This window comes from Providencia sp. PROV076 (genome assembly GCF_028483405.1).
GTDB classification, from domain to species: Bacteria; Pseudomonadota; Gammaproteobacteria; order Enterobacterales; family Enterobacteriaceae; genus Providencia; species Providencia huaxiensis.
Map to the genome: position 1 here is coordinate 103,950 of NZ_JAMPRR010000005.1, position 16,253 is coordinate 120,202.

A 16,253-nucleotide genomic window follows, 5' to 3' on the forward strand; every position below is an offset into this window, starting at 1 on the left:
CTGTGAAGAATTTTATCCACAGACAATGAATTAACGCTTACAAGTCTTGCCGCCAAGCATCAATCGACAAGGGTTCACCGAAGTGACTTTCAATTAACCGGCGGGTAACGTCGTGGAGAGGGGCGGCTAAAACTTCTGCTGTATTACCACGTTCAACAACTTCGCCTTTATCCATAACAAGCATTTTATCGCTGACGTGCTTCATCATCCCTAAGTGCTGGGTAACATAGATAAATGCAATATCTTGTTTTGCTTGTAAATCTAGCATTAAATTGATGATTTGCGAGCGCATAGACATGTCTAACGAAGCCAATGCTTCATCAGCAATAATAATCTCGGGTTGTAGAATAAGTGCTCTTGCCAGTGCAATACGCTGTTTTTGCCCTGATGCTAACATATGCGGATAGTATTCAGCGTGGTCAGCAAGTAACCCGACTTGGCGAAGTGTTTGAATAATGCGTCTTTCACGTTCTATACCAGTCAAGTCAGTGTTTAATTTTAAAGGGAGTTCAAGCGTTTGACCAATACGTTGTCTTGGATTTAGGGATGTACTTGGATCTTGGAAAATCATGCGAACACGCTGACAACGGTAGCTATAATCGCCAAAATTTAGGCGTTGACCACGAATGAAAATATCGCCGCTGGTGGGTTCAACAACACCTGATAACATCCGTGCAAGCGTTGATTTCCCTGAGCCATTGGCACCAATAATAGCTAATGTTTGGCCTGCCTGTAAGTTAAAGCTAACGGGCTTAACAGCTTGCAATTCGTGCCGATGAAATAGGCCCTCACGAAAACGGAAAGTTTTAGTGAGATTACGGACTTCAAGTAAGGTCTCCATTTAAGATTGCTCCTCGGTGTTTAGCGGGTAATGGCAAGCAACGAGGTGGCCTTTAATATTGCGCAGTTGAGGCGCATTGATACAAGTGCGTTGTGCATAAGGGCAACGGGGGCCAAGGCGGCAACCAATAGGCAAATGCTCAAGAGAAGGAATTGCTCCGGGTAACGTATTTAATCGTCCTTTGTGGGGAAGAGGGCTTTCAAAATCAGGGATTGAGCGGATCAACGCTTGGGTATAAGGGTGGCGTGGCCGTTGCAGAATATCTTCAGGTGTTGCGCTCTCAACCGTTTGCCCACAATAGAGTACGTTAATGCGATCAACAAGTTTTGACATCATTTCCATATCATGGCTAATGAGCAAAATTCCCATGTTATTGTTTTGATTTAATTTATCCAATAAACGGAAAATTTGTGCCTGAGTGGTAGACTCCATCGCATTGGTAGGTTCGTCAGCGATTAATAACCGTGGTTGGTTAGCTATCGCAATCGCTATCATGACTTTTTGACATTCACCATCGGTGAGTTCATAAGGGTAACTGCGCATGATATCTTTATGATCTTTTATCCCCACACGGTGTAACAGTTCTATCGCACGGCGTTTACGCCAATTAAAACGCTGCCACCAGCGGCCTTTATAAGTCCAACCTGGGATTGATTGAATAAGCTGTTTGCCGATATCAGCGGCAGGGTCGAGGCAAGACTGGGGTTCTTGAAATATCATAGAGATATTATGGCCAATTAACTTGCGACGTTTACGTGGGCTGAGTTTTAGTAAGTCAATGTCTTGAAATCGAAAACGGTCGGCTTTTACACGAATGTTATCTTTAGTTACGCCACAGATAGCTTTCGCAATTAGGCTTTTCCCAGAGCCTGATTCGCCGACTAAACCTCGGATTTCCCCTTCAGATAATGTCATGGATACGCGATCAACAGCTTTGACTGGGCCATTGGCAGTCATAAATTCGATAGTTAAATTGCGGATGTCTAGTAGTGGCATTATTCAACTCCCGCGTTGATGGCACGGTGTAGCCCATCCCCTAAAAGGTTAACGAAAAGTACGCTTATCATGATAGCAACACCGGGTAAGATAACCGTCCAGGGAGCAACGTAGATAAGTTCTAAAGTATCTCCTAGCATGGCGCCCCATTCAGAAGATGGAAGTTGTGCACCTAAATCAAGGAAACCTAAAGCGGCAATATCTAAAATGGCAATTGAAAGTGCCCGAGTTAGTTCAGTTACGAGAATAGGGGTGATGTTTGGTAGTACGGTATACCATAAAATAAAAATGTTTGAAGCGCCATCAAGGCGTGCGGCAACAATGTACTCTTTATCTAACTCATCATGAACAGCGACATAAATGGTTCTTACCATCCGTGGAATTAATGCAAGGCAAATGGCGAGCATCGCATTTTGTAGGCTAGCGCCCATAAATGCGACGACAATAATAGCCAGTAATAAAGACGGAATTGACAGTAATGTATCGAGTATATGGTTGAAAATTGCAGATTTTAATCCACGAGTCATCCCTGCTAAGCAGCCCAGAACTAACCCTATCAGTGTTGCTACCAATGTGACTAAAATAGCCGCACCAAACGTTGATTTAGTGCCAATTAATAGCCGACTCAGAATATCGCGGCCAAGGTCGTCAGTCCCAAAGAAGAAAGCAACATCACCATAATGTGACCAAGATGGTGGTGTTAATTGGTAACCTAAAAACTGTTGATCTAGTGCATAAGGCGCTAGGTAAGAGCCAACAAAGCATAAAATTAATAAAACTAACACACCAACAAATCCCACCATAGAAACCACATCTGATGAGAAGATATTCCATACCACACGTGTTGGGGATGGCATTTTTTGTTCACGATAAAAATTATCTGAGGACATACCAATCCTTATGTTTTAATGGGTCCATCATGGCGCCTAAAATATCAGACAACACATTTACAGTAATCACTAATGCGCCAATTAGCATTACGCCAGCAGAAATTGCGGAGTAGTCTTCTTGGCGGATTGCTGTCACTAACCAACGGCCAAGCCCTGGCCAGTTAAAAACGAGTTCGGTTACCATAGTTAGTGTCAACATGGTGGAAAACTGTAACCCAAGTTTAGGAATAATTGGGGGGATAGCATTATGAAAAATATGGCGACGAATGATTTTAATTCGTGAAAGCCCTCGAATAGCGGCCGCTTTGATATAATTTTCACTGGCGATTTCTTCGGTGCTATTGCGTACTAACCGAATAACCTCTGTTGTAGGCGCCAGCGCCAAAGTAAGAACAGGTAACACCATGTGTTCAAGTACATTGATAATCATATCCTTACGATAGGGCGAATCAGAAAGCCATGCATCAACCAAGGCAAAGCCAGTCACTGTTTTTAAATTATATAAGAGGTCAATTCGACCAGATACAGGTAGCCAGCCTAGATGTAATGAGAAAAAGAGGGTTAAGACTAGGGCGAGTACAAATACAGGGACAGAAAATCCTAATAAAGCAAAAACACTGATAGCAATATCTGCGGGTTTGTTACGCCAAAAAGCAGCAATGATACCCAATGGTATACCTGTCGTTAAAGCAAAAATAAATGCTAAAATGCACAATTCCATTGTTGCAGGGAATGTATCTCTTAATTGTTCGCTGATGGGTTCCCCGTTGATACTTGAAACACCAAAATCAAAATGGAGTAAGCCTTCAAAATAAAAAATGTAGGCGTCAATAAGTGAGGCGCCACTCAATGGGGCATTGGGCGTAAAATAGCTTAAGCTAAAGCTGACTAGCGATAAGAAGAACACCGTGACTAATAAAAGTAAAAAACGACGCAGTGAATAAATAATCATGGTTGCTGCCTCTGTTTTTTCGGAGAAACTTTCTCAGCCTGTTCCATTTCTCGATACACACCAGCAAATGAGGTATTACCAAACGCACTGATCATTAGCCCTTTTATATCATAGCGGTAGGCTTGTAAACGTAAAGAATAGGCAAGCGGTAAGACGGGTAAATCTTCCCCTAAAATTTGCTGTGCTTGGTGGTAGTAATCTATACGTGCGGCTAATTGTTGCGTCAAGAGTGCCTTATGCAAGATTTCATCAAAGGCGGGGTTACACCAATGGCTTAGGTTGGTTTGGGAACCTATTGCCGCACAACTCAGTAGCGGACGGAAAAAACTGTCTGGGTCATTACTGTCAGTTGTCCAGCCCGCTAATGTCATATCATGGCTTCTATCCATTAATTGGTTTTCTTGGAATCGGCCTTCGACAGAACGGATATTCATAACAATACCCACCTGTGCCAAGTCCGCTTGAATAAGCTCAGCCATCTTAAGTGGGCTTGGGTTATATGATTGAGAGGCGATTGGAACCCATAAATCTAATTTTAGATTTTCTAATCCCATCTCTTTGAGCATTTGTTTGGAAAGCTCGGGATTATAATCGGTGATCTTTGCTTGGTTGTCATAAGCCCATGATGCTCTGGGTAAAATAGACGCGGCTGTTTCTGCTGTACCATAATAGATTGACTGCATAAGACGCTCATTATTAATTGCATAAGCAATGGCTTGGCGCACTTTTAGTTTATCTAAAGGGGGTTTACTGGTATTAAATGCGAGGTAGGCAATATTCATCCCAGAGCGCATAGAAATCCGCAAGCGTGGGTCATCTCGTAATACTTTTAATTGGCTTGCTGCAGGGTAAGCTAGAACATCACATTCCCCTGTGAGTAATTTCGAAATACGGCCAGTTCCTCCGGCTCCCATATCAACAACCACTTCTTCCATACGTGGTAATCCCTTCCAGTAGTTATCATTTCTGAGGAGCCTAACGAATTGCCCGGCTTGGTAGTCATCTAAATGAAATGGACCCGTACCTACAGGCCGCCAATCGATCAGCTCTTGGCGATTGATACTTGAAAGGTAATCGGCATACTCGGATGAAAGAACAGGAGCATAGTGGGTTGCCAAGTGCCATAAAAAAGACGCATCAGGTGAGTTCAAACGGAACTCTACTGTATGGTTATTTATTTTACGTATGCTTTGGACACTGTTGGCAAACTGTAAGCTATCAAAATAAGGGTAACGCCCCCCATTAATATAGTGATAAGGCTGGTTTACCTCAAACATGCGGGAAAAACTAAACACAACATCATCGGCATTCATATTGCGCGTTGGTGTAAACCAAGCTGTGTTTTGGAATTTAACATCTTTACGCAGGTATAAACGATAAGTCGCACCATTATCGAGAACTTCCCATCTTGCGGCCAGTTCTGGAACCAAGCGATAGGTAAATGGGTCAACATCTAACAGGCGATCATAAATTTGAGCACCTAGAGGGTCGACAATCAGCCCGCTACTGACTAGCTGTGGATTAAATGTGGTAACAATCCCATTTACACAGTAAATAAAACCTTTTTGGCGTATGTCTGCAGGGACCTCGTTAGCCACAATATCGGTAAAGCGCTCTTGGTTATTAAGCGCTTGTGCAGACACAGATATGATAAATAAAAACCAAAGAGTTAATAGGCGCATACCACTGACATCGTTAACTAGAATTCACCTATTGTAGCGTAAAAATGGGGGGACAGGGTATAAGCAAAATTTAGCCAAACAAAGTTTAAAAATTAAGCAAAAAAGGAAGGTGTTAGTATAATGATTAACTTAAATTATTATACTAATCATTGAAGTATGTCTTAATGAGAAAAAATCTCATTAAAAAGCTTTACAAATGACACTGATAACGATTATCATTCGTTTTGTCACTTAAGCTAAGTGCTTATGTAGACAAGGCATGACATTGCTCACATTGCTTCCAGTGTTTTATTTAATAGCCAGCTTGGGTGCTGGCTTTTTTTTATGTAAAAATAATGGAGCCTGTTTTACATTGTTTTTTGCTATTACTCTAAACCCACATAGTGTAGGTCTTCATCGGTCACTTTACCTTGGAGAGTACAAAAGAAACGAACAACACCTCTTTGCTCATCTTTTTCAATAATCAGCATTTTTTCAGCAGCATTCGGGTCTAAGTTGTAGTCTTGCGTTGCGTATTCGTTAAATACCCATTTACCCTGCAAGTTGTGGCGGATCATCGGTGAGTAGATGTAAGTATTTCCCACCTTTATAATAGCAATCTTTGATGAAGTATAGCGGACAACCTCTTCGAGGCTTTGAGTGGTTTCAAATCCCCAAAAATAGTATTGACCACGTAAGCCTAAATAGGAGAAGTCATCATATTTATCAAAATTACTATAGCTAACAAAAAAACGGTTAAAAGTAACAATACCTGTTGGTGAAAAGTTGAGATTAACAGAAATTTGTTCGCCGTCACCTAATTGCCTATTTTTCAATCTGTTAGATACATCGTTTAAAACGGGGTACTCTTTTATTTTCTCGAAAAAAGCAGCGTCACAGTAAGAAAATGTTCTCATCAATGATTCCGCATAGACTACAGGAGATAACCCTAGAAGAAAAAAGGTGATAGCGAGTATATTTATATTCTTCATAATAGGCTCCTCATATAATAAAAATCATATTAATAGAGATATCATATAAATATATTTCGCACAGTAGTTAAATATGACAAGGTGTAAAAATAGTTTAATAATTTAACACTATTATTAATTGAATATAGACTTAAGCATGGATGTTTAATTAACTAAATGTGCTGAATATCCATGACATTTATATATAATGGTCAGTAAAAATGACTAGTTATCATTGTTTTGTTATTTTTAACTCATTGGGTGCGTAAGTTGAGGTAATAATTATTTATTTTTTTGAATTTTATTTAATCTGTTGATATTTAATGATTTTATTTGTTTTGTCTATATTCTTTATCGGGTTTTATTAGTTGGGGATAATAAAGAATTCTTGAAACTAAAATATGGAACTGGAAATATTTAGTAATAAAGATAAGACAATATATTTAATTTTTACTTCTTAAGTATAATACAGTAGTCCAAACAATAAACTTGTATTTTTTGGACTGTCAGTTATTAAATTTCAATATTTATTTGATGTTTTTTTATTAACCCCCGCAGTTGGTCATAGCTTAATGATAACCGTTGTGCAGCTTTACGTTGATTAAAATGGCAATCAGTTAGTGCTTTTTCTAATAACGCTTTTTCGGATTGCTGTTGCCACTGACGTAAATCACAAGGTAATGAAGGCAATATTGCCTTTTGTTGCTGGGTAGGTTGTGAGGGCAGAGTATTTGGTGATTCATGTAATTCAGCGAGTTTTTCGCCAAATGGGTTAAAAATAATATTATCAACGGGCTCTGCTCGGTTTCCATGGCGGTATACTGAGCGCTCAATGACATTTTTTAATTCGCGTACATTACCTGGCCATGGGTAGTGTTGCAGGGCCTGTTGGGCATGTTGTGTAAAGCCTGTAAAGTGTGAACGCTTTAATTCACCACACATTAAAATGGCAAAATGTTCTGCTAACAATAAGATATCAGGCTGTCGTTCACGTAGTGGGGGAAGGCGAATGACATCAAAAGCCAGCCTATCTAAGAGGTCAGCTCGAAAACGGCCCTGTTTGGCAAGTTCGGGTAAATTGGCATTTGTGGCACAGATTAAACGCACATCTACGTGTAAAGCTTGGCTTCCACCGACTCGCTCAAGTTCACCATACTCAATGACCCGTAAGAGTTTTTCTTGAACTGACATAGGTGCTGTAGCAAGCTCGTCAAGAAAAAGAGAACCTTTATCTGCTCGTTCAAAGCGCCCTTGATGGCGTTTTTGAGCACCTGTAAAAGAGCCCGCTTCATGTCCAAATAATTCAGAATCCAGCAAATTCTCATTGAGTCCGCTGCAATTGAGAGAGATAAAAGCTTCTTGCCAGCGTGGAGAGAGGTAATGAAGTCTATCTGCGATAAGTTCTTTACCTGTGCCACGTTCACCGATAACCAAAACAGGCTTATTGAGTTGTGCGAGTTCAGAGGCTTGTTCAAGTACATCGAGAAAATTACTTGAAACGCCAAGAATAGGTTCATTGGTTTCTTTCATGGTTTTTTTTACCAATAGTTGGTCTAAAATGCCGATAATTTAACTATAGACTAAAATGATTTTCAGGGGAAGCTTATAATTATTCTCTTTAAAATCATATTAATATGAATTAATTTAAAAGTTGGCACGCGAATTGCTATTTTAAATATGTGAATAGCAATTGCTAAATACAGCAACATGCGAATTGTTGTTAGACTTACGGAGCGTCAGGTATGGGTTGGAAGCCAAATCAGGTCGAGGCGCTACAGAATGATTAAATCCATCAAGGGGATATAAATAATGGGTATTTTTTCACGTTTTGCCGATATCATTAATGCAAACATCGCTTCTTTGTTAGACAAAGCAGAAGATCCGCAAAAAATGATCCGTCTGATGATCCAGGAAATGGAAGACATGTTAGTTGAAATCCGTTCAACATCAGCACGTACTTTAGCAGAAAAGAAAGGTTTAGAGCGTCGCATTGAAATGGGCGAAAAACAAGTTGCTGATTGGCAAGAAAAAGCAGAATTAGCGCTGGTGAAAGATAAAGAAGACTTAGCGCGCGCAGCACTGATTGAAAAGCAAAAAGTGAGTGCGATGGTCGATACCTTAAAACATGAGCTGATAATTGTTGATGAAACCTTGACTCGCTTGAAAGGTGAAATCACAGAATTAGAGAACAAACTGCAAGAAACTCGTGCGAAACAACAATCAATGGTTGTTCGTATGGAAGCAGCACAGTCTAGTCGTAATGTACGTCGCCAATTGGATAGCGGCAAACTAGATGAAGCAATGGCTCGTTTTGAACAGTTTGAACGCCGTATAGACCATATGGAAGGCGAAGCTCAAAGTTATGGTATTGGTAAACAAAAATCGCTGGATCAACAGTTTGCAGAGTTAAAAGCAGACGATGAAATAAGCGCGCAATTAGCAGCGCTTAAAGCTAAAATCAATAAAGATCAGTAATAGTTATTTTGATGCACTGGTACGTTAGCCATATCGTATCAGTGCCATAGATAGGTTAACCATATGTATAAGGATATGTGATGGGCTACGTTTTTCTGTCTCTCGTATTAATCATTTTTCTCATTTTTATTCTGCCTATTTGGCTGTGGCTACATTACAGCAAAAAAAATAGTGGGCAGGGGAGTCAGCTAACTGAAAATGAAGTACAACGTTTAATGCAATTAGCAGAGCAAGCATCACAGATGCAACAACGCATTAAAACGCTTGAAGATATTTTGGATGCAGAACACCCAAATTGGAGGCAAAAATAATGACTCAATTTCGCAACCGCAAACTTTATCGTTTAACGGATAGACGTGTGTTCGGTGGTGTGTGTTCGGGTATTGCTGAGTACTTAGAACTTCCGGTTGCTTTGGTCAGAGCATTAGCCGTATTGGCCTTATTTGTAAGCTTTGGAATTACATTGATTTTATATATCGTGATGTGTTTTGTCGTAGAAACGGCTCCAAGTGGCTACCGTTCACAGCAAGATATTGGCCCAGAAGTTAGCAGCTTGATTAACCAAATCGATACACAATTAAAATCAGGTGAAATGAAGCTACGCCAAATTGAAAGATATGTTACATCAGATACTTATACAGTGAACAGTAAATTTCGAAATCTATAACAAATCGTATCGCCATCACATGATAAGGGATTAGGTTTTAAAACCAAATCCCTTTTGTTTTTTATCAATAAGTGAGTGAAGTATGGCAAATAACGTTCTTTATCGAATCAAAAAATTTGCAAAAAAACGTCTTCTGCAAAAAGGCATTCGACTAGCAGTAGTGTTGCTTATTTCTTATAGTCCTGCCGGGGCCGTAGGAAGAATAATTAAATTATTGACGAGTAAATGGTTGCTTAATGTACTCATTAAACGGTTGACCTAATACAGTTTGTTTTATGCTAAATTATAGTACGCAATATGACGTAAAATGGGTTTAAATTGAAAGGATAAGTCTTGGGAGGAGCATGAAACGACTGCACAGTGAATTAACCGATTTGATGAATAGAAGTGTTGATCGTCATGTTAGGCTCGCAGTAACAGGGCTTAGCCGCAGTGGAAAAACCGCATTTATTACTTCATTGGTCAATCAACTATTGAATGTGAATGCGGGCGCGCGGCTCCCTCTGTTTTCTGCTGCGCGTGATAAGCGGTTGTTAGGGGTTAAGCGGATACCTCACCGTGATTTGTCGGTACCTCGTTTTGCGTATGATGATGGGATTGCATCACTTTATGGAGAGCCACCACAATGGCCAACACCAACAAGGGGTGTAAGTGAAATACGCCTTAAATTGCATTACCGTTCAGAAGACTCTTTTTTACGTCACTTTGTCGATAACTCATCATTGTATTTAGAAATTGTCGATTACCCCGGTGAATGGTTGTTGGATTTACCCATGCTAGATTTAAATTATTTAGCGTGGTCTGAGCAAATGAACACCTTAATAAAGGGAAAACGCGCGCATTTGGCCCACTCGTGGCTGGCATTGTGTGAGAAATGTGACCCCTTAGCCCCAGTCGATGAAAACTTACTCGCTGAGATTGCCGCTGCCTATACCCAATATCTAGTGGAGTGTAAGGCCCAAGGCCAACATTTTATCCAACCTGGCCGCTTTGTTTTGCCTGCTGAATTAGCTGGAGCGCCCGCACTACAGTTTTTCCCATGGCCGAATGTGGCTAAATATGGCGATAAAAAGCTCGCACAGGCAGGCAAAAACACCAATATTGGTGCATTGCAGCAACGCTATCAATATTATTGTGAACATGTCGTAAAAGGCTTTTATCGTGATTATTTCCAACGCTTTGACCGGCAAATTGTTTTAGTTGATTGTTTACAACCCTTAAATAGTGGGGTTGATGCTTTTAATGATATGAGAATGGCATTAACACAATTAATGCGCAGTTTTCATTATGGAAAGCGCACATTACTGAGGCGTTTATTTTCGCCATGTATTGATAAATTACTCTTTGCGGCGAGCAAGTCAGACCATGTAACACCAGACCAACATGCAAACCTAGTGGCTTTGTTGCAGCAGTTAGTGCAAGAGGCGTGGCAGCATGCCGCATTTGAAGGGATCAGCATGGATTGTGTGGGTTTAGCGTCAATACAAGCAACCGAAAGTGGCCTTGTGGATTACAAAGGTGAAAAATTACCTGCATTAAAAGGGGATCGGCTAAGTGATGGCCAACCGTTAATGTTTTATCCAGGAGAGGTGCCAAAACGATTGCCTAATGAACAATTTTGGCAAACACAAGGTTTTCAATTTGAAGATTTCAGACCAAGGCCAACGCCAATGGATCAACCATTGCCACATATTCGTATGGACAGTGCGCTTGAATTTTTGTTGGGAGATAAACTGAAATGAATGAACCCTTAAAACAGCGTTTAGATTTCGCTGAGAATAGTGAAAATAATACGAAAGAATCGCTAAAAAAAGCCCAAGTTTTTGATGAACGAGAGCTCGAAAAATTTACCCCAGTCTCTCTGGAAACAGAGCAGGACAGCCAAGAGGGAGAGGTTGAAAGCCTGATTAACGAAGCGCTAAAACCAAAACGGAGTTTTTGGCGGAAATTAGTTGGTGCGGCCGCGGGGATTTTTGGTGTCAGTGTCGTTGCTCAGCTTGGCGTTTGGATCCACCAATCATGGGTAACACAAGATTGGACGGCATTAGGTGTCGCCGCTGCGGGTGGCTTAATCGTCGTAGCGGGTGTCGGGTCAGTTGTTGGCGAATGGCGGCGGTTGTATCGCCTAAGAGCGCGTGCGGAGGAGCGGGATTTTGCTCGCGAATTATTGCACAGCCATGGCATGGGGCAAGGAAAGGCTTTTTGTGACAAACTGGCAAAGCAATCTGCGTTATCAATGCAGCATCCAGCGATTGTTAATTGGCAAGCCACTCTCCATGACTCTCATAACGATAGAGAAGTTGTTGAATTATATAGCCGAATGGTTCAGCCTATTCTTGACGAACAGGCTCGTAAAGAGATTAGTCGTTGTTCCGCAGAATCGGCCATTATGATTGCTGTGAGCCCGTTAGCGCTGGTGGATATGGCATTTATTGCTTGGCGAAATATTCGTTTAATTAATCGGATCGCGGCAATCTATGGTATTGAGCTCGGTTATTATAGCCGAATTAGGCTGTTTCGTATGGTGCTGATTAATATTGCCTTTGCTGGGGCATCTGAATTAATTCGTGAAGTGGGGATGGACTGGTTATCTCAAGATATTACCGCAAGGCTATCAACACGAGCAGCACAAGGTATTGGAGCTGGTTTGTTAACTGCGCGTTTAGGTATTAAGGCCATGGAGTTATGTCGACCGCTACCTTGGATTGAAAACAAGCCACGTTTAGCCGATTTTCGCCATCAGTTAATTGGCCAATTGAAGAATGTTATTCCAAGTAAAAAAGAAAAAGTGTAGAGAAACATCGTTGGCAGGGTGAGTTGACAGTTTTTACTCACTCTGCAGCATCATTTGTTGATTAATATTTTTATTGTCATTTCAAGTCACAAAAAATTGAGAAAAGCTGTGATTTTATTTGTTGATGGCTACAAAGCTTACAGGCTGTCAACAATTTGTGACACAAACACTGTATTCCCTTAATGTTTAAAGCTAAAATACCTTCATTCTCTCGGCTTTTTTGATAAAGGTTTCTATCCATGCGCCTCGAAGTGACCTGCCAAGACCGTATCGGTTTAACGCGTGAATTACTTGATCTGTTAGTCCTACAAAATATTGATTTGAAAGGTATTGAAATATCTCCCCAACGTAGGATTTACCTAAACTTTACACCTGTGGATTTTCAGGTATTCAGCACATTGATGGCAGAAATACGGCGTATTAATGGCGTTATTGATGTTCGCCGGATTTATTTTATGCCATCAGAAAGAGAGCATAAAGCGGTTTGGGCATTATTGAACTCATTTCCAGAATCTGTTTTGTCTATTGACAATAAGCTAAATATTGAGTTGGTTAATCCAATGACATTGCAATTATTTGGCTATGATGAGGCAAAAATTAGAGAAAAAACCTTTTCTCAGTTAGTTGGTAATCAAGGGCTAGCACGTTGGTTTGAACGAGAGTTACCCGAAGCTTATACAGAAAAAGTCGTGATTAAAGGCCAAGACTACTTGATGCAAGTGACGCCTATTATTTTGGCGGATGAAAATGGCAAGTTCCATTGCACAGGAGCCGTATTATTATTGAAATCGGCTGAGATTTTAGACAAGCAACGTCAACAAGTCGTCGAAGTGGATGGCAGCGGTTTTGAACAAATTATTGCAGTTAGTCCTGTCATGGCAAATGTCGTTGAACGCGCTAAACGCGTTGCTATGTTGGATGAACCATTATTACTTGTTGGTGAAACGGGGACAGGGAAAGATATCCTAGCGAAAGCTTGTCATTTGCATAGCGCTCGAGGAAAAGAACCATTTTTAGGTTTAAATTGTGCTTCGATGCCCGACGATGTTGTAGAAAGTGAATTATTTGGTTATGCGGCAGGTGCGTACCCAAATGCAGTTGAAGGCAAAAAAGGTTTTTTTGAACAAGCAAACGGTGGAACGGTGTTGCTTGATGAAATTGCTGAAATGTCGCCACAAATGCAAATTAAGTTGTTACGTTTTTTAAATGATGGAACATTTAGGCGTGTAGGGGAAGAGCGGGAAGTTAAGGTTAATGTCCGTGTAATTTGTGCAACCCAGAAAAATTTACCTGAATTAGTTGCAGAAAAAAAATTTAGAGAAGATCTTTATTATCGTTTAAATGTACTCACATTAACTATCCCACCATTACGTGAACGTAAAGAAGATATTTTGCCGCTAACGAAAACATTTGTAGGCAGTTTTTCAAAAGAGCTTCATATTGCTGAACCTAAATTGGCACCTTCGCTGATAGAATATCTAAGTAGCTATTCTTGGCCGGGTAATGTAAGACAACTAAGAAATGCGCTTTATCAAGGGTTAACCCAACTTAATGGCAATATATTAGATGCAGAGAATATCCAATTACCTGATGTAGTAAATCCTCCTGCACTGGCTTTAGATTCACTCAATGGCTCTTTAGATGAAATAACTAAACGCTACGAAGCGTCAGTCTTAGCGCGTTTGTATCGTGATTATCCGAGTACCCGCAAATTAGCTAAACGTTTAGATATTTCTCATACGGCAATTGCCAATAAATTGAGAGAATATGGCCTTAATACGAAAAAAGAGCAAAACTAAATTAAATGAATAAAAGGATAACTTGCGTATTAGCGACAATAGGGCTGGTTTTAAGTGGCTCTTGCATTGCGATAACAATACCAGATCATGGTTTGAGTAAGTATTGCCAAGATGTAGTGCGAACAATGGATGAGGTTTATGAGAATGGGGCGCTGACTCAATGTTATTTTAAAGACTTATCTTTATTAGAGGCCTACACACAATATAGAGCCTTATTAATTGATGGGAAAGAATTTCTTATTGAGAATTTAGAGAACAACCGAAATATTGAAATGCCTTGCCCATCGGAGGGATGTATTGCTATTCGTTACCATTGGAATGGCGAACAAAACTTGAAAATTGAACAAGAATTTGCTGGGGGGGAAACTCATCTCCAGTTTGTTCAAGATAATAAAGGGACAGCTCTCGAAATTATTCAATATCCTGATTAGTACTACTTAATAGCCCGATAGAGTAAGCAACAGAAGTGAATATTGGGCTTTTTTCAAAGATATTTCTGCCTATCTTTTATTATTTATCTTTTATCTCGCGTTTGATATAGCAAAACCCTACTAATACTATTGCTAATTGGTGAATTTTCCTGCTATATAACAAAGACAGCTACTGTTTTAGGGTACCGTAATCTCATCTGATGGGTTTCAGCCTACAAGGAGTTGCCATGGACCAATTCACGATTAATTTTGTTGTAAATCGTAAGCTACGCGAATACATGGACCAGAGTCATTATAAAAATGATATGTTTGAGTCCGCAGCTTCAGCTGCCGAACTTTATCTAATGAATAAAGCCGCAGTAAAATACTTAACGAAGAAAAACCGGTTTACGTGGGAGGCATTGGTAAAAAATGGCCATAAGCCACGGGATCTTATTATTGATATTTTGACATCTTGTTGCCCTGTAACCCAGGACCAAGCTTTAAAAGTATTGAGCACGCTCTCTCATACTTTGATCTCTATAATGAGTGACAATAAGCTATTTGCGAATGTTGTTAATGCGAAGAACCACCAGCCGTTGTATTGGGCCCATGTGGATTAGTGTGGTGTTTATATTGGTGAATGAAGCGGGAAATTCCCGCTTCATTATTAATGGATTATTAATGGTAGTGAATTAAATGATATGAGAAGCTTATTTTAAGCTATTTAATGCACTATCGTAATCAGGTTCTTCAGTAATTTCAGGAACTAATTGGCTATAGATGACGTTGTTGTTTTCATCTAAGACAACAACTGAGCGTGCGTTAAGGCCTTTTAATGGGCCACTAGCGATAGCAACACCGTAGTCATTAGCAAATGAATCGCTACGAAAAGAAGATAGCGTAACGACATTATCTAAACCTTCGGCACCACAAAAGCGGGCTTGTGCGAAAGGTAAATCCGCTGAAATACATAATACTACAGTGTTATCTAAATCATTCGCTAGTTGGTTAAATTTGCGAACCGAGGCAGCGCAAACACCTGTGTCTACACTTGGGAAAATATTTAAAACTTTACGTTTACCTTCATAAGTTTCCAGCGTTGCTTCGCTGAGATCTTTGGTAACAAGGGTAAGGGGTTTAGCTTTAGAGCCCGCTTGTAAAAATACACCATTAACTGTGATGTCATTACCTTTTAATTTAACTGTCTGTGTCATGAATTTTTCTCCCGTTCATAAAGTGAGCCACTGTTAACTTAATCTATCTTCTAATAAAAAAGCTTTGCGATTAAAGTTTTTTTAATGGGCAGTTACACAGTGCTGAGTTTTACATTTTTACTAATGACCAAGTTTTATACAGAAATCTTATCTCTTACCTTGAGCCCTACAGGGGGAGAGCTAGGCAACATTACATTCTTTTTATTACAGTAAGCTGCATCATCATATAACAACTAAGCATTTATCAATGCTTGCGCTTTTTGTGATGCACGCTTTTAAATTGCCTAATGAAGTGTAACAAAAGAAATTCTGTCTGTATTGGTTTCTTGAGTCATTATTTAGTTATCGGAAATGTGGTAAGGATATGCTAGTTTATTATTCTATAGTACGAATATTAGCTCATGTATATTTAGACCGGTAAATCAACTAATTACACAGGAAATGTGGATTTTTGAAATATGAAAGCATATGATGAATTAAGATAAACTACAGAATAATTCAGTTGTATTGCTGTTTGATACTACCTAAGTTAAGTATGTTTTTTACTCTATAACCTTATGTTTTTTATCGCTATATGAGT

16 protein-coding genes are annotated in these 16,253 nt (G+C 39.8%); 8 read left to right on the forward strand and 8 right to left on the reverse strand.

Going from position 1 to position 16,253, the window contains the following annotated elements; translation table 11 throughout:
- Window positions 1-37 precede the first annotated feature (37 nt).
- The 7 genes from sapF to pspF all read right to left on the reverse strand — a co-directional run bounded on the left by sapF (window position 38) and on the right by pspF (window position 7,841).
- Window positions 38-841, reverse strand: coding sequence for a putrescine export ABC transporter ATP-binding protein SapF (gene sapF, locus PSF67_RS04540; RefSeq protein WP_102139687.1), 804 nt, complete (start codon window positions 839-841; stop codon window positions 38-40).
- Entirely contained in the window at window positions 842-1,837 is a 996-nt protein-coding gene (gene sapD / locus PSF67_RS04545) for a putrescine export ABC transporter ATP-binding protein SapD (RefSeq protein WP_004910464.1), read from the reverse strand.
- Window positions 1,837-2,727: a putrescine export ABC transporter permease SapC gene (gene sapC / locus PSF67_RS04550; RefSeq protein ID WP_102139686.1), complete on the reverse strand. Its 891-nt coding sequence runs from the start codon at window positions 2,725-2,727 to the stop codon at window positions 1,837-1,839. Before sapC ends, sapD begins: the two co-directional genes overlap by 1 nt.
- Window positions 2,714-3,679, reverse strand: coding sequence for a putrescine export ABC transporter permease SapB (gene sapB, locus PSF67_RS04555; protein ID WP_102139685.1), 966 nt, complete (start codon window positions 3,677-3,679; stop codon window positions 2,714-2,716). The genes sapC and sapB overlap by 14 nt, the downstream gene beginning before the upstream one ends.
- The gene (sapA, locus tag PSF67_RS04560) at window positions 3,676-5,361 is read right to left on the reverse strand and encodes an ABC transporter substrate-binding protein SapA (RefSeq protein ID WP_102139684.1); all 1,686 of its coding nucleotides are present in this window, start codon (window positions 5,359-5,361) and stop codon (window positions 3,676-3,678) included. The genes sapB and sapA overlap by 4 nt, the downstream gene beginning before the upstream one ends.
- A gap of 365 nt (window positions 5,362-5,726) precedes the next feature.
- Window positions 5,727-6,332, reverse strand: a complete 606-nt coding sequence (locus PSF67_RS04565; RefSeq protein ID WP_166265231.1) for a hypothetical protein — start codon at window positions 6,330-6,332, stop codon at window positions 5,727-5,729.
- A 492-nt stretch (window positions 6,333-6,824) separates the two neighbouring features.
- On the reverse strand, window positions 6,825-7,841 hold the full coding sequence (pspF, locus tag PSF67_RS04570) for a phage shock protein operon transcriptional activator (protein ID WP_210848137.1): 1,017 nt from the start codon (window positions 7,839-7,841) through the stop codon (window positions 6,825-6,827).
- A 279-nt stretch (window positions 7,842-8,120) separates the two neighbouring features.
- On the opposite strand from pspF, the gene pspA reads away from it, so the two are divergent.
- The 8 genes from pspA to PSF67_RS04610 all read left to right on the forward strand — a co-directional run bounded on the left by pspA (window position 8,121) and on the right by PSF67_RS04610 (window position 15,079).
- Window positions 8,121-8,786, forward strand: a complete 666-nt coding sequence (gene pspA / locus PSF67_RS04575) for a phage shock protein PspA (protein ID WP_004263893.1) — start codon at window positions 8,121-8,123, stop codon at window positions 8,784-8,786.
- Between the two features lie 80 nt (window positions 8,787-8,866).
- Window positions 8,867-9,097: an envelope stress response membrane protein PspB gene (pspB, locus tag PSF67_RS04580; protein ID WP_004263897.1), complete on the forward strand. Its 231-nt coding sequence runs from the start codon at window positions 8,867-8,869 to the stop codon at window positions 9,095-9,097.
- Complete coding sequence (pspC, locus tag PSF67_RS04585) at window positions 9,097-9,453, forward strand: envelope stress response membrane protein PspC (RefSeq protein WP_004263899.1); 357 nt, start codon at window positions 9,097-9,099, stop codon at window positions 9,451-9,453. Before pspB ends, pspC begins: the two co-directional genes overlap by 1 nt.
- Window positions 9,454-9,797: 344 nt before the next feature.
- A complete protein-coding gene (locus PSF67_RS04590; protein ID WP_102139680.1) occupies window positions 9,798-11,195 on the forward strand; it encodes a YcjX family protein in 1,398 nt (465 codons plus the stop codon).
- Complete coding sequence (locus PSF67_RS04595) at window positions 11,192-12,247, forward strand: YcjF family protein (protein WP_210844698.1); 1,056 nt, start codon at window positions 11,192-11,194, stop codon at window positions 12,245-12,247. Before PSF67_RS04590 ends, PSF67_RS04595 begins: the two co-directional genes overlap by 4 nt.
- A 239-nt stretch (window positions 12,248-12,486) precedes the next feature.
- A complete protein-coding gene (gene tyrR / locus PSF67_RS04600; RefSeq protein WP_166265222.1) occupies window positions 12,487-14,046 on the forward strand; it encodes a transcriptional regulator TyrR in 1,560 nt (519 codons plus the stop codon).
- A 5-nt stretch (window positions 14,047-14,051) separates the two neighbouring features.
- A complete protein-coding gene (locus PSF67_RS04605; RefSeq protein ID WP_272676578.1) occupies window positions 14,052-14,477 on the forward strand; it encodes a hypothetical protein in 426 nt (141 codons plus the stop codon).
- Window positions 14,478-14,704: 227 nt separating this feature from the next.
- Window positions 14,705-15,079 (forward strand): ATP-binding protein, encoded by a 375-nt coding sequence (locus tag PSF67_RS04610; RefSeq protein ID WP_272676579.1) that lies wholly within the window; start codon window positions 14,705-14,707, stop codon window positions 15,077-15,079.
- A 90-nt stretch (window positions 15,080-15,169) separates the two neighbouring features.
- Here the strand turns inward: PSF67_RS04610 and tpx are convergent, their stop codons facing one another.
- Complete coding sequence (tpx, locus tag PSF67_RS04615; protein WP_102139675.1) at window positions 15,170-15,673, reverse strand: thiol peroxidase; 504 nt, start codon at window positions 15,671-15,673, stop codon at window positions 15,170-15,172.
- Between the last annotated feature and the right edge of the window lie 580 nt (window positions 15,674-16,253).

Excerpts from the sequence above, each read along its gene's own strand:
- sapF (WP_102139687.1), bottom strand. The coding sequence starts at position 841 with ATGGAGACCTTACTTGAAGTCCGTAATCTCACTAAAACTTTCCGTTTT.
- sapD (WP_004910464.1), bottom strand. The coding sequence starts at position 1,837 with ATGCCACTACTAGACATCCGCAATTTAACTATCGAATTTATGACTGCC.
- sapC (WP_102139686.1), bottom strand. The coding sequence starts at position 2,727 with ATGTCCTCAGATAATTTTTATCGTGAACAAAAAATGCCATCCCCAACA.
- sapB (WP_102139685.1), bottom strand. The coding sequence starts at position 3,679 with ATGATTATTTATTCACTGCGTCGTTTTTTACTTTTATTAGTCACGGTG.
- sapA (WP_102139684.1), bottom strand. The coding sequence starts at position 5,361 with ATGCGCCTATTAACTCTTTGGTTTTTATTTATCATATCTGTGTCTGCA.
- PSF67_RS04565 (WP_166265231.1), bottom strand. The coding sequence starts at position 6,332 with ATGAAGAATATAAATATACTCGCTATCACCTTTTTTCTTCTAGGGTTA.
- pspF (WP_210848137.1), bottom strand. The coding sequence starts at position 7,841 with ATGAAAGAAACCAATGAACCTATTCTTGGCGTTTCAAGTAATTTTCTC.
- pspA (WP_004263893.1), top strand. The coding sequence starts at position 8,121 with ATGGGTATTTTTTCACGTTTTGCCGATATCATTAATGCAAACATCGCT.
- pspB (WP_004263897.1), top strand. The coding sequence starts at position 8,867 with ATGGGCTACGTTTTTCTGTCTCTCGTATTAATCATTTTTCTCATTTTT.
- pspC (WP_004263899.1), top strand. The coding sequence starts at position 9,097 with ATGACTCAATTTCGCAACCGCAAACTTTATCGTTTAACGGATAGACGT.
- PSF67_RS04590 (WP_102139680.1), top strand. The coding sequence starts at position 9,798 with ATGAAACGACTGCACAGTGAATTAACCGATTTGATGAATAGAAGTGTT.
- PSF67_RS04595 (WP_210844698.1), top strand. The coding sequence starts at position 11,192 with ATGAATGAACCCTTAAAACAGCGTTTAGATTTCGCTGAGAATAGTGAA.
- tyrR (WP_166265222.1), top strand. The coding sequence starts at position 12,487 with ATGCGCCTCGAAGTGACCTGCCAAGACCGTATCGGTTTAACGCGTGAA.
- PSF67_RS04605 (WP_272676578.1), top strand. The coding sequence starts at position 14,052 with ATGAATAAAAGGATAACTTGCGTATTAGCGACAATAGGGCTGGTTTTA.
- PSF67_RS04610 (WP_272676579.1), top strand. The coding sequence starts at position 14,705 with ATGGACCAATTCACGATTAATTTTGTTGTAAATCGTAAGCTACGCGAA.
- tpx (WP_102139675.1), bottom strand. The coding sequence starts at position 15,673 with ATGACACAGACAGTTAAATTAAAAGGTAATGACATCACAGTTAATGGT.